The 12,242-nt window shown below is 59.9% G+C and carries 10 protein-coding genes and 1 pseudogene; 6 read left to right on the top strand and 5 right to left on the bottom strand.

Annotated features, from left to right (window positions below):
• The first annotated feature begins 164 nt into the window (after positions 1 to 164).
• The 4 genes from ACZYOF_RS26430 to ACZYOF_RS26415 all read left to right on the top strand — a co-directional run bounded on the left by ACZYOF_RS26430 (position 165) and on the right by ACZYOF_RS26415 (position 4,439).
• The gene (locus ACZYOF_RS26430; protein WP_463717613.1) at positions 165 to 1,058 is read left to right on the top strand and encodes a branched-chain amino acid ABC transporter permease; all 894 of its coding nucleotides are present in this window, start codon (positions 165 to 167) and stop codon (positions 1,056 to 1,058) included.
• 2 nt (positions 1,059 to 1,060) lie between these two features.
• The gene (locus ACZYOF_RS26425) at positions 1,061 to 2,134 is read left to right on the top strand and encodes a branched-chain amino acid ABC transporter permease (protein ID WP_463717612.1); all 1,074 of its coding nucleotides are present in this window, start codon (positions 1,061 to 1,063) and stop codon (positions 2,132 to 2,134) included.
• 51 nt (positions 2,135 to 2,185) lie between these two features.
• Positions 2,186 to 3,469, top strand: a complete 1,284-nt coding sequence (locus tag ACZYOF_RS26420; protein ID WP_463717611.1) for an ABC transporter substrate-binding protein — start codon at positions 2,186 to 2,188, stop codon at positions 3,467 to 3,469.
• 130 nt (positions 3,470 to 3,599) lie between these two features.
• On the top strand, positions 3,600 to 4,439 hold the full coding sequence (locus ACZYOF_RS26415) for an ABC transporter ATP-binding protein (protein WP_394569940.1): 840 nt from the start codon (positions 3,600 to 3,602) through the stop codon (positions 4,437 to 4,439).
• Positions 4,440 to 4,453: 14 nt separating this feature from the next.
• Here the strand turns inward: ACZYOF_RS26415 and ACZYOF_RS26410 are convergent, their stop codons facing one another.
• Positions 4,454 to 5,602 carry an AGE family epimerase/isomerase gene (locus ACZYOF_RS26410; protein ID WP_463699035.1) on the bottom strand — a complete coding sequence of 383 codons (1,149 nt, stop codon included), beginning with the start codon at positions 5,600 to 5,602 and terminating at the stop codon, positions 4,454 to 4,456.
• A gap of 102 nt (positions 5,603 to 5,704) precedes the next feature.
• Here ACZYOF_RS26410 and ACZYOF_RS26405 point away from each other — a divergent pair, with 102 nt between their 5' ends.
• Together ACZYOF_RS26405 and ACZYOF_RS26400 are read left to right on the top strand one after the other, a co-directional pair.
• The gene (locus tag ACZYOF_RS26405; protein WP_463717610.1) at positions 5,705 to 6,931 is read left to right on the top strand and encodes a phenylacetate--CoA ligase family protein; all 1,227 of its coding nucleotides are present in this window, start codon (positions 5,705 to 5,707) and stop codon (positions 6,929 to 6,931) included.
• 90 nt (positions 6,932 to 7,021) lie between these two features.
• Positions 7,022 to 7,570 carry a D-glycero-alpha-D-manno-heptose-1,7-bisphosphate 7-phosphatase gene (locus tag ACZYOF_RS26400; RefSeq protein ID WP_463717609.1) on the top strand — a complete coding sequence of 183 codons (549 nt, stop codon included), beginning with the start codon at positions 7,022 to 7,024 and terminating at the stop codon, positions 7,568 to 7,570.
• On the opposite strand, the gene ACZYOF_RS26395 is transcribed toward ACZYOF_RS26400, so the two are convergent.
• The 4 genes and pseudogenes from ACZYOF_RS26395 to ACZYOF_RS26380 all read right to left on the bottom strand — a co-directional run bounded on the left by ACZYOF_RS26395 (position 7,567) and on the right by ACZYOF_RS26380 (position 11,871).
• Entirely contained in the window at positions 7,567 to 8,229 is a 663-nt protein-coding gene (locus ACZYOF_RS26395) for an acyltransferase (RefSeq protein WP_463717608.1), read from the bottom strand. The two genes, ACZYOF_RS26400 and ACZYOF_RS26395, sit on opposite strands and share 4 nt — an antisense overlap.
• Before the next feature lie 200 nt (positions 8,230 to 8,429).
• Positions 8,430 to 8,597 (bottom strand): annotated as a pseudogene (locus tag ACZYOF_RS26390) (UDP-glucuronate 5-epimerase); the annotation flags it as partial.
• Positions 8,598 to 8,759: 162 nt separating this feature from the next.
• A complete protein-coding gene (locus ACZYOF_RS26385; RefSeq protein ID WP_463717607.1) occupies positions 8,760 to 9,401 on the bottom strand; it encodes a class I SAM-dependent methyltransferase in 642 nt (213 codons plus the stop codon).
• A 79-nt stretch (positions 9,402 to 9,480) separates the two neighbouring features.
• On the bottom strand, positions 9,481 to 11,871 hold the full coding sequence (locus tag ACZYOF_RS26380; RefSeq protein WP_463717606.1) for a hypothetical protein: 2,391 nt from the start codon (positions 11,869 to 11,871) through the stop codon (positions 9,481 to 9,483).
• Between the last annotated feature and the right edge of the window lie 371 nt (positions 11,872 to 12,242).

Below are 12,242 nucleotides of genomic sequence, written 5' to 3'. Positions count from 1 at the left end.
GACTTGGGGACAACGCTGCGCGTTGCCCCCAGGGTCCACAGCCCCAGCAACAGCAGACCTGAACGAAACGAGAATTGTGTTACCCATGTCGTCGGTTTGAAGTGTTACCCATGTCGCCGGTTGCTCACAGCGGCGTTCCCCTCTTTCGTTAGTCGCCAATCAACATGAACACCCAATTCCTGCTCCAGCTCCTCATCAACGGCCTCGTGGTCGGTACGCTTTACGGCGTGGTCGCGATGTCGTTCGTGCTGATCTACAAGGCGACCCAGGTCGTGAATTTCGCGCAGGGCGAACTGCTGCTCATCGGCGCCTGGGTGTGCTGGGCACTGCTCGCCAAATACCAGGTGCCGTTCTGGCTGGGCATGCCGATCACCCTGGTATTCATGTTCATCTTCGGCATCGCAATTCAGATCGTGATCCTGCGGCCAATGATCGGCGAACCGATCATCTCCGTCATCATGGTGACGATCGGGCTCTCCACGGTGTTCCAGGCCGCGCTGAAATGGATGTTCGGCGTCAACCCGCAGCCGTTCCCCCGCGTATTCCAGAGCCAATCGGTCCACCTGTTCGGCCTCCAGATCCAGACCGTCTACGTGATGAGTCTCGTGGTTTCGATCGCGATGATGATCGGCATGGCCTGGTTCTTCCGCGCCTCCAAATACGGCCTGGCGATGCGGGCCACCGCCTTCAACCAGCAGGTCGCACAGTCGCTTGGCATTTCCGTGAAAAGCGTGTTCGCGATGGCCTGGGCGATTTCGGCGACCGTGTCGGCGGTCGCGGGCGTCGTCGTCGCCGTCGTCAACGGCGTCTCTTCCGGTCTCTCCGCCTATGGCATCAAGGTATTTCCGGCGGCGATCCTCGGCGGGCTCGATTCGGTCGGCGGCGCCGTGCTCGGCGGCATCATCATCGGGCTGCTCGAGAATGTCGCGCAATATGTCGACAGCCAGTACCTGCACTGGGGTAATCTCTACGAGATCGCGCCGTTCTACGTCTTGATCATCATCCTGATGATCAAGCCCTACGGCCTCTTCGGCACCAAGGATATTGAGCGGATCTGACCATGGCGACGCGTTCCCTGATTCCCTCCGGCGACTTCCGTACGACGTACGGGGCCGACACCACGATCTTTCCGACCATCACCAGCCGCAATTTCGCGATCGCCGGCATCGTGCTGGCCTGCCTCGCGCCTTACGTCTTTGCGAACTACTGGCTCAGCATCTCGATCCAGATCGGCATCTTCGCGATCGCGGCACTCGGCCTCAACGTGCTGGTCGGCTTCACCGGGCAGATCTCGATCGGCCACGCGGCGTTCTTCCTGCTTGGCGCCTTCACTTCGGCCTATATCTCGAACAACGCGCCGATCCCGGTGTTCTTCGCCATTCCACTTGCGGGTCTCGTCACCGCGCTGGTCGGCCTGATCTTCGGCGTGCCGGCGGCGCGGTTGAAGGGGCTTTATCTCGCGATCGCGACGCTCGCCGCACAATATATCCTGCTCGATTTTTTCTCCCGCGCCGAATGGTTCTCCGGCGGCTCGGTGCCGGCGAGCGCCGAGCCATTTTCGATCTTCGGCTACACGCTGCGCGGCGACCGCCAGTATTTTTATGTCGTGCTGGCTTACGTGGTCATCAGCTATCTTCTGGTCACCAATTTGATGCGCACGCGCGACGGCCGCGCGCTGATTGCGATCCGCGACCATTATCTTTCCGCCGAGATCATGGGCATCAACCTCACCAAATACCGAACCCTGTCGTTCGGCATTGCCGCATTCTTCGCCGGTATCGCCGGCGCGCTCTATGCGCACTATCAGCTTGTCGTCTCGCAGGAAGGTTTCGGCATCGAGCGCTCCGTGCTGTTCCTGGCCATGGTCATCATCGGCGGCACGGGCTCAGTGATGGGCACGCTGATGGGCACGGCCTTCGTGGTGCTGCTGCCGGAGGCGATGGAGTGGCTCAGCCTGCAATTGAAGGGAAGCGCGATAGACAGGGCGCTAGAGCTCAACAACAACATCACGTTTCTGCGCGAGATCGCGATCGGGCTCATCATCATCGCGTTCCTGATGTTCGAGCCGGACGGGCTTGCGCATCGCTGGCGGCAGATCAAGGCATATTGGAAACTCTACCCGTTCTCACATTGAGGTCGGGGCAAAGACTTACAAACGCATCAACGAATAACAGGAGGAAAGACCATGACGATTAGATCCCTTTTGAGCACGGCTTCGCTGGCGCTGCTGATCGGCGGTGTATCCGTGGCCGCGCAGGCCCAGATCGCGATCGGCCACCTCGCCGATTATTCCGGCGGCACCTCGGACGTCGGCACGCCCTACGGCCAGGCCGTCGCCGACACCTTTGCCTGGGTCAACAAGAACGGCGGCATCGGCGGCAAGAAGCTCAATGTCGATACCAACGACTACGGCTATCAGGTGCCGCGCGCGATCGCGCTTTACAAGAAATGGTCGGCGCCCGACAGCAAGGTCGCGGCGATCATGGGCTGGGGCACCGCCGATACGGAAGCGCTGACCGGTTTCCTCGCCCAGGACAAGATCCCCGATATTTCCGGCTCCTATGCGGCAGCGTTGACCGATCCGGAAGGCACCAGCGGCAAGGCCAAGCCCGCGCCCTATAATTTCTTCTATGGTCCGAGCTATTCTGACTCGCTGCGCGCCATGCTGATGTGGGCAGCGGACGATTGGAAAGCCAAGGGCAAGCCGGGCAAGCCCAAATTCGTCCATATGGGCGCCAATCATCCCTATCCGAACGCGCCGAAGGCGGCCGGCGAAGCCATGGCCACCGAGCTCGGCTTCGAGGTGCTGCCGCCGCTGGTGTTCGCGCTCACCCCCGGCGACTACTCGGCGCAATGCCTCAGCCTGAAGAGCTCCGGCGCTAACTACGCCTATCTCGGCAATACGGCGGCCTCCAACATCTCCGTGCTGAAGGCCTGCAAAGCGGCAGGCGCCGACGTACAGTTCCTCGGCAACGTCTGGGGCATGGATGAGAACGCGGCCAAGACCGCCGGCGATGCCGCCGACGGCGTGATCTTCCCGCTGCGCACCGCGGTCGGCTGGGGCGGCGATGCGCCCGGCATGAAGACGGTGATCGAAATCTCCAAAATGTCGGATCCTTCCGGCAAGATCTACCGTCCCGTGCACTATATCGCAGCCGTCTGCTCCGCGCTCTACATGAAGGAGGCGATCGAGTGGGCCAACAAGAACGGCGGTGCGACCGGTGAGAACGTCGCGAAGGGCTTTTATCAGAAGAAAGACTGGGTGCCGGCAGGCATGGAAGGCGTCTGCAACGCCTCGACCTGGACCGAAAAGGATCATCGCCCGACCACGAAGGTCGATCTCTACCGCTCCAAGGTCACGGGCTCGACCGACGGCGATCTCAACGACCTCATGGCCAAAGGCACGATCAAGCTCGAGAAGGTCAAGACCGTCGAACTGCCACGCAAGCCGGAATGGCTGGGGTGGTGAGGGAGCGGTCCGTCCCACGCACACGAATTGTCATGCGCGGGCCTGACCCGCGCATCCATCAAGAAACAACGCTTTTCGAGCGATGGATTGCCGGGTCAAGCCCGGCAATGACATCCGAGGGCATTACGAGATGACCCAAACCGTCGAAGCAACTCACCCGGCACCGAGCGCGGTCCCCGCGCCGCCCCTCCTCAGTGTCAACAACATCGAGGTGGTCTACGACGACGTCATCCTGGTGCTGCGAGGCCTGAGCCTCGAAGTGCCCAAGGGTTCGATCGTAGCGCTGCTGGGGGCCAACGGTGCGGGCAAGTCGACCACGCTGAAGGCGATCTCGGGGCTGCTCAAGACCGAAGACGGCGAGGTGACGCGCGGCGAGATCATCTTCGACGGCGAGCGCATCAACGGCATCGATCCCGACAAGATCGTCCGCCGCGGCATCTTTCAGGTGATGGAGGGACGCCGCATCATCGCCGACATGACGTCGCTGGAGAATTTGCGGCTCGGCGCCTTCACCCGCAGCGACGGCGAGGTCAATGCCGACATCGACATGGTCTTCAACTATTTCCCGCGCCTGAAGGAGCGTACGGGGCTGGCCGGCTATCTCTCCGGCGGCGAACAGCAGATGCTGGCGATTGGCCGCGCGCTGATGGCGCGCCCGAAGATGATCCTGATGGACGAGCCGTCCATGGGACTGTCGCCGCTGCTGGTCAAGGAAGTGTTCGCCATCATCAAGGAGATCAACCGCGACCTCGGTGTCACCATCCTCCTGGTCGAGCAGAATGCGCGGGCGGCGCTGTCGGTGGCGAGCCACGGCTACATCATGGAACAGGGCAAGGTGGTGCTCGACGGCAGCGCCGACGAATTGCGCGACAACGAGGACGTCAAGGAATTCTACCTCGGCGGCGCCGGCGACCAGCGCAAGAGTTTCAAGAACCTCAAGAGCTTCAAGCGGCGGAAGCGGTGGCTGTGAGTGTAGCCGGGTGCCTATTGCAGCACCTGCTCCGCTTCCGTAACCGCGCAAAGAACATGATAGAACGAAGACGCAGGGATGGTGTCGACCAGCGACTTGCCGTCGCGGTCGAACTGATCGTACCAGCCGCCCGCAACAGGGTGGCTCAGATAATGCCGCTCAAGGCGCGCCAAGGCGGCGCGCGCCTCGTCGGCGGCACCCGCCTCGCCGGCTTCAGCTTGCGCAATCCAGGCCTTTGCGATCTCGCTCTGCGGCCACAGGCGCCGAGAGTGACGCCGGATACGGCCCTCAACATTGCCCTCATCGGTGAGGCAACCGGTCGCCTCGTCGCGGTAGCGCAGCGCCGACGCCAGCAATTCACCGCGATAGCGTCCCGTCGGGCAGCCCGTGATGCGCTCAAAACCCTTCAACAGCCAGACCCATTCGGCCAGGTGCCCGGGTTCAACGCTGATGGGCGAAATCCTCGACCAGTCGTCTTCAAAATATTCGCCGAGCACCTGGGTCTGCTTGTCATAGAGATTGGCAAGAAACAGCGCAAAGAATTCGCCGGCGCGCTGCTGAAACGCCAGATCATGCGTTGCATCGAATACGGCGATCATCGCCTCGAACAGATGCATCTGCGGATTTTGCCGCCGCGGCAGGGACGCCGGCGTCCCCTCGAGAAAGCCGCCATTCGGCGAGCGCAGGTGCCCATCGAGATAGGCGAGCAGCGCATCGATCTCCGAGCGCACCTGCGCGTCGCGATCAAGCCCGTAAACGGTGGCGAGCGCGAGCAGCACGAAGGCGTGGTCGTAGGTGTCGCGCCGCGCATCGAGCACCCCGCCGTCGGCCGTCAACCTGTGGACAAAGCCCGGCCGGCCGTCCGGCGCCTTCGCCTTCGTCAACAGGTGATCGAGCCCCTTCAGAGCGATCTCACGGCCTTCCGCGTACCAGCCCATCTGCGCGGCTTTGGCGTAGCAGTAGATCTGCCGGGCCTGAACGAATATACGCCGCGGCGCGAGCCGATCGGCGCGGCCGTCGGGATCGAGCCGGTCGACGAAGCCCCCTGCCACACCGTCCCAGCCTTCTGTGCACCACAACGGCAGACAGTGATCGATGACGCGACGCTTCAACCTGCCGACGACATCGGCATCGGAAGGGCCGCTCGCTGCGGCGGTCTGCATATCTGCCATTGCATTTCCCGGAGCATCGCCAGTTCGGCGGGAAGCCGTCTGATAGCACGTCGAAGGCGGAGCGCAATTGGCGCGAACCCGTGAGGATGACCCATGACGGATCACTATGACGCCCGCGAAACCCGCGATCCCGCCCAGCGCGAGGCGGAACTCTTCGCCCGCCTGCCGGAGGTCCTGCGGCGGGCCATGGCGGCTCCGGCCTATGCCGAGCGCCTCGAAGGCGTCGATCCTGCCACCATCACCAGCCGCGCCGCGCTGGCGCGCCTGCCGGTGCTGCGCAAGTCGGAACTCCCGGCCCTACACAAGGCCGCCCCACCCTTCGGCGGCCTCGTTGCCGGGCCGCCAGGATCGTTTGCGCGCCTGTTCATGTCGCCCGGGCCGATCTTCGAGCCCGAGGGCGCCCAGGCCGACGCCTGGCGCGGGGCGCGAGCGCTGTTCGCGGCAGGCTTTCGTCCCGGCGATGTGGTGCTCAATACCTTCAGCTACCATCTTACCCCCGGCGGCTTCATCTTCGACACCTCCGCCCGCGCGCTCGGCTGCGCCGTGATCCCGGCCGGCCCCGGGAATACCGAGCAGCAATTCGAGCTGATCGAGGCGTACCGGCCGATCGGCTACAGTGGCACGCCCGATTTCCTGAAGATCCTGCTCGATGCAGCCGAGAGCGCCAGGCGCGATGTTTCCTCGATCAAGCGCGCGCTGGTGTCGGGGGCGGCTTTTCCGAAATCGCTGCAGGAGGAGATCAAGTTGCGCGGCATCGAGGCCTATCAGGCATTCGGCACCGCCGATCTGGGCATGGTCGCGTTCGAGACCGAGGCCCGCGACGGCATGGTGGTCAACGAGGACCTGATCCTCGAGATCGTCAGGCCCGGCACCGGCGCCCCCATGGCGGAGGCTGACGTCGGCGAGATGGTGGTCACCTCCCTCGACCCGCACCACCCCTGGATCCGCCTCGCACTTGGCGACCTTACCGCGGCCCTGCCCGGGGCAAGCCCGTGCGGGCGTACCAATATGCGCATCAAGGGCTGGATGGGGCGCGCCGATCAGACGACAAAGGTCAAAGGCATGTTCGTGCGCCCCGAACAGATCGCCGAGATCGGCAAACGCCATCCGGAGCTCGGGCGACTACGCCTGGTCGTGACACGTTCCGGCGAGACCGACGTGATGACGCTGAAGGCAGAAACAGCCGCGGCGAGCACAGCCTTTCAGAGCGAGCTCGCAGCGACCTTGCGGACGGTGACCAAGCTTGGCGGCAATGTCGAACTGGTCGGCGCCGGCGCGCTGCCGAACGACGGCAAGGTGATATCGGACGAAAGGAGTTGATAGACTTCGAGGAAATATGGACTTGCGACAAGTTATCGGCAAGAAAACTCTGATTGGCGTTAGGCACTGAGCATCGATAGGCAGAATTGGATGGCCGCAAGAAGACCAGCAGTCTTTTTCGATCGTGACGGAGTGCTGAACGAAGATACCGGCTATGTATTCGAGATCGGCAAGTTGAAATGGATAGAGGGCGCACGCGAGGCAGTAAAAGCCGTCAATGATGCGGGATACTTCGCCTTTGTGATCACCAACCAGTCGGGCGTCGCCAGAGGGCTATACGACGAAACTCAAGTGAACGCGTTACATGAGTGGATGGCAGCCGAGTTGGCGAAGATCGGAGCCCGTATAGATGCGTTCGAATATTGCCCATATCATCCTGAAGCCACGATAGAACGCTATCGTCAGATCAGTGACCGACGCAAGCCTGCACCGGGCATGATAACCGATCTATTGAAGCGCTTCCCGATTGACATCGACCGGAGCATTCTTGTCGGGGACAAGCCTACCGATCTAGAGGCGGCGCGCGCCGCCGGGCTGAAAGGATACTTGTTTTCAGGTCAGAATTTGGAGCGGTTCGTGAAACCGCTCCTGCAATCGAAAAAGACCAAAGCTGATCAAGATGACGGACGAGACGGCTAGCGGACCTCCATGCGGATCAAGCGTTGGCCCGGCTCATATTTGAGGATGTCCTTAGGGCCAGGGTGTCGTACCAGTTCCGAGCCGTTCAGAACATAGAGGTCATCGGTATGCTTGCAGCGCCATTCGCCCTGACCGCTTAGCGGCAGATCGATCTTCTCGCCAAACGCACTCACCCAGCCGACCTGCCGCGCAGGCGTTCCCACCATCATTGACCAATCCTTCGAGCTCTTGGTCAGCGTTGCGCCTGCAGCGAGGAAAGTGCCGACGCCACAGGTAATATCGGGAACCACGGTGGAGTTTGCGCCAAGCGTGGTGCCAGTTTTCACCAGCGTCTTCTTGAAGACAGCATGGCGGTTGACCGCGGCACGGGGAAAGGAGATGTGGGTAAACACCATGTAGGGCGCACAGAACACGAAATCCTCGAGCTCGACATGCGAGAAGATAGAGACCGAATTGCCAAGCCGGCACGCATTGCCGACGATGGCATTGCGCTCGACATAGCTGTTCTGGCCGAGGCTGCAGTTCTCGCCGATCACCGCACCTGGCGCGACGTGGGAGAAATACCAGACCCTGGTGAACTTGCCGACCTTCGCCCCCTCCTCGACCACGGCGCTCGGATGGATAAAGGGTTGTGGATCATCTGATTCCGGCGTCCTCATGCAGGATGCTTCTCCTCCCTGGCGCCTTCACAGCACCCCATAGTCGCTGCTGATGCGCCCCTTGACCGCTCCATCCTATATTAAGAAAATCCTTTGCGGATCAAGGCGGAAGTGCAGAAAACCGGCTGAACCCGGAGCCATCTATCCCGATCTTCTGATTAAGACGGCTCCCGGACAGGTGAACGGGGGGCAGTCCTCGCTCAGACCTTGTGATATTCGCGATACCAGTTCACGAATCGTTCGATGCCATCCTCAATCGTGGTCGCAGGCTTGAACCCGATGTCGCGCGCGAGATCGTCGATATCGGCGTAGGTCGCGGGCACATCGCCCGGCTGCATCGGCAGCATTTCCTTCGTTGCCGTCCGGCCTTTTCTCAGCCGGCTCGTGGTTGGAATCTCTTTGGGGGGTAGCTCCAATTGGACCGTGAGAATGAGCACCCACACGAGTGTGGAACAAAGGTTTTCTAATAGCGGTGCCGGAAACGGTGTCGGCACCGCTTCGATGAGCAATATGACTGCGTAGCGTCTTGATTAGCGCTTGCGCCGTAGAATAGTCGCGTCTTGCCCTCCCTTTGGAATATCGAAGTATCCGGACCATTGACCAGGAAGAACATCACCAACGACCTCCAGTCCGGACGAAGCTACAAGCGCTTGCATCTCGGTGTCTATATAGGCGACGGCGCCCATTGGCGATCTTGGATCGTTGATCAAACAGCCTTCTTCTAGGACGTGCTCGAAACGAAGATTGAACGGCGTGAGATTGACTGTTCTTGCCTTCGCGAGGATTTCGTCGTTCACAATAAACCACGTCGCAAAGGCGGTGCCGGTGGGCTTCAACACGCGGGCAAATTCGCGAAGATAGTGCGCGATATCCACCTTCCTCATGTGCGTAAAGACCGACCATAGGATAATTCGATCGATGGAGGCATCTGGCGGTGGAAGCCTCACGTCGGTCGTTCTCATCGTGCCGCCAGGATTATGAAGCTGGTCGCCAATATCGAAATGGACAAATTTGAAGTTTGGATGCCTTACAGTGATATTGTCGCTGCACCATCGGATCGAGTCCTTAACGATATCAACGCCGATATAGCTGCCCTTCGCGCTGAGGACATTTGTAAGCGGGATCGCGTCCCGTCCGATGCCGCAACCGATCTCCCTCCTTACCCAGACCAATGATGTCTATCAACCGAGGCTGATCGTAAGCAAGTCGCCCTTCGGACCGGCTTGGTGCCCCCTACCCATGCGCTTGGACCTATCGTTCCAGCACTGGCACTTGATCCCCATAAGCCCGGAAATCGAGGTCGTGTGCAGTCTCAGAACTCTTCCAGGCGGCTATCAGCCCTTGGCCGACCGGTTCATAGGACAATTGCAGCAAGGTCTTTCCACCGCTGATTTGAATGATCGGGTCGAATGTGAACATGGCATAGTTGTTGTCGCGCACAAGTGCGGCGTTCAACCGTGACTTGCCCAGAACGTTTCCGTTGTCGTCGAGCACTGAAAGGGTCAAGAGCCCCTTGTTGATTTGCCCATAGGTGGATAGACGAACGTCAATTGCTCGGATGGTGTGAGCCGGAGTGGGAATTTCCGCGGTGATCGTGGTCCGAATGAGGGATGGGACACCTTTCCGCCCATCAGCGAAAGTCGAAACAAATCGCGAAGACGCCGGTTGGCACGGAGTACCCTCGTCGCAGTCTATCTTCTCCCAGGACACGGAGAAGGGCTCGTTGTAGTCGCTAAGGTTCTCGCTCTCGAAGCGGATCGCGACGACCTTCGGTCCTTCCCAATCGAGGCCACCGAGGAATTTATAGAGCGTGGAATAATTCTCAAAGAGCGGAGCTATCCAGACGCCGGTCATCAGGTGCGGCGGCATCAGCCGATATCTTTGCTCGGTGCCGTCCGAAAGGATGTAGACGAGGTGTATTGGGCTGAGGCGGAAGAGAGCCTCTTTAAGTTTCGAGGAAAGAGATTTGGTGAGATCGACCCTGACCCGTAAAATTGCCGAGGTCGACGTTGCAGGCAAAGAAATCGCCTTATTCCAGCGCGCCAGTTCCGACTTGAAAGGCGTAGGCTCGCTAAAACCTCGCTCCGCGTCCGTTAAGGGTTCCAGCAAGCCAACCTGAAGTTTTGAAGGGTCATTCTCCACGAACACTGTTCGATAGTGTCGCATCACTTGCAGGAAGGCGATCGGATCATCGAAAAGTTGGTGACGATCATCGACGCCGGCGATCGTGTCCCCCGGGTGGTACATGATCACAAAGCTGGGCGCGTTTGGACCTCGTAAAAAATCGGCGTTGAGGCTGTCGAGGTGTTCCGTAAAGGCATTGAAATGCTGGAAAACCGGCTTCAGCCGCCAGTTCAATTGGGGATTGGCGGCCACAAAGCCGAGTTCATACGAATATACGTCGACCGTCTTCTTGCCGATGCGAGCCAGAATATCTGCCTCGAGTCGAGACCCTACCAATTGCGAATCTGAGACTCGCCGCAGGTACGATCGATATTGCGAATAGTGTCGGAGGTGCGCCAGCGGCTCCAGCCCCCCTGCAACTTTAGGCGCGGCTCTGAGAGCGGCATTGTCAAGTGCTGCTGCAATCAGAAACGCGATGGCCACTGCTCCGAGGATGGCGACCGCCGGTCGGTACAAGGCAAGGGTGAACCGACCGTTTGTCGTTTTATTCGGGAAAGCCGGCGATTTGCTCAGATGCAAGATCAAGACGCAGAACGTCGAGAACGCCAGGATGATAACGAGCGCGAAAACGTGACCGTCATATCGAACGACGCCATGTTTCCAGGCGATGGCGACCGATGGAGTTATGATTGCCAGCGCATGCAAGTTGCGCCAGCGGGGCAGCAGTCCGGCGAAGATCGCGAGCAGCGCCATAGCAGACAAAAACAGGCTTAAGCTCAGTCCCTCGTTTGCTCGAGAGACGCTCATTGACGCGGTATATCCGGCGGACAATTGCAGTGAGTTGTAGAAATAGGAGAAAATTCCTTCGGCGGATCCGCTGAGGATAATCCAGGCGACACAGAAACTCACCGCGGTTGATATGATTGCGACAGCGGCACGTCGAGAGATCTGGCGAATTGAGGTGAACGGTACTAGCGTGCTTGCGATTATGGCACCGAGGCAGCCGACGCCAATCGTCACCTTCATCAAGAGCCCGACAGCAGCTATCAGTCCGCAGCATGCGATGATCGGATTCCTAAACCGAGGTTCTTCATACCCCAAAAATAGCAGCAGCATGACGAAACACTGCGGCAGTCTTTCGACATCGATGTAGCCGGATACAACTGCGCCGAGGGCAAGTCCCAGGATCGCGCTCCAGGCCTGTGTACGGCTGACGACGAAGTAGCTCATTGCCGCCGCAAAAGCTGAATACACGATGGTCCAGAAGACGTACCCCACCGTGAAATTGCTGCCGACGTCTTCGATTGCGAGGAGAAATCCGAGCGGTCCGTAGGTATAGATGATATCGGTTCCAAACCGCGCCCCGGTGGAAGCCCCGAGGTTCAAAATGTGAGGAAATGACCCATCCAGGCCCGGGAGCATCGGCATGACCGGCACTCGGTAGGCCTGCAGAAAGACGATCAGCGCGCCGATCCAAAAAAGAAGCGGGTACCTGCGGCAAATCCCGATATCAACCAATATAAGCTCCCCCACGTATCATGACCATTCCGCGAGAAAGCCTCGTATCATTCGCGCAAAACTGGTGCAACCCGCGCTGCACAAGCAGTCCGTGGCATCTAACTAAAGTGACCTGCTCCCCTGTTTGCCCCCGTTTATAAGGAGAGTCTGTTCTGAGTTTGGCCCCGGTTGGGGCGAGTTGCGAACTCGGGGTCGTCTACGACTTGATCGATTCTCTCGGTCCCGCGCAGCAATCCGAAACAACTAGTGCGTGGGATTGCGTGGTATTCGAAAGGTTTTCAGCGACAACCGCTGTTCGACTTTCGCGGCGCGCCGGCGCGACAAAGAAGAGCCAGTTTGTTGCCTGGCTTTCCGCCAGTGATGCAGTTGTC

This window comes from Bradyrhizobium sp. LeoA1Lang (genome assembly GCF_055413685.1).
Note: the sequence above shows the minus strand (reverse complement) of the source record. Positions and strands in the feature narration are given on the sequence as shown.

Bases quoted from the DNA above. Each gene is read 5' to 3' on its own strand.
- ACZYOF_RS26405 (WP_463717610.1), top strand. From the start codon at position 5,705: ATGACGGATCACTATGACGCCCGCGAAACCCGCGATCCCGCCCAGCGC.
- ACZYOF_RS26420 (WP_463717611.1), top strand. From the start codon at position 2,186: ATGACGATTAGATCCCTTTTGAGCACGGCTTCGCTGGCGCTGCTGATC.
- ACZYOF_RS26430 (WP_463717613.1), top strand. From the start codon at position 165: ATGAACACCCAATTCCTGCTCCAGCTCCTCATCAACGGCCTCGTGGTC.
- ACZYOF_RS26395 (WP_463717608.1), bottom strand. From the start codon at position 8,229: ATGAGGACGCCGGAATCAGATGATCCACAACCCTTTATCCATCCGAGC.
- ACZYOF_RS26425 (WP_463717612.1), top strand. From the start codon at position 1,061: ATGGCGACGCGTTCCCTGATTCCCTCCGGCGACTTCCGTACGACGTAC.
- ACZYOF_RS26400 (WP_463717609.1), top strand. From the start codon at position 7,022: ATGGCCGCAAGAAGACCAGCAGTCTTTTTCGATCGTGACGGAGTGCTG.
- ACZYOF_RS26415 (WP_394569940.1), top strand. From the start codon at position 3,600: ATGACCCAAACCGTCGAAGCAACTCACCCGGCACCGAGCGCGGTCCCC.
- ACZYOF_RS26410 (WP_463699035.1), bottom strand. From the start codon at position 5,602: ATGCAGACCGCCGCAGCGAGCGGCCCTTCCGATGCCGATGTCGTCGGC.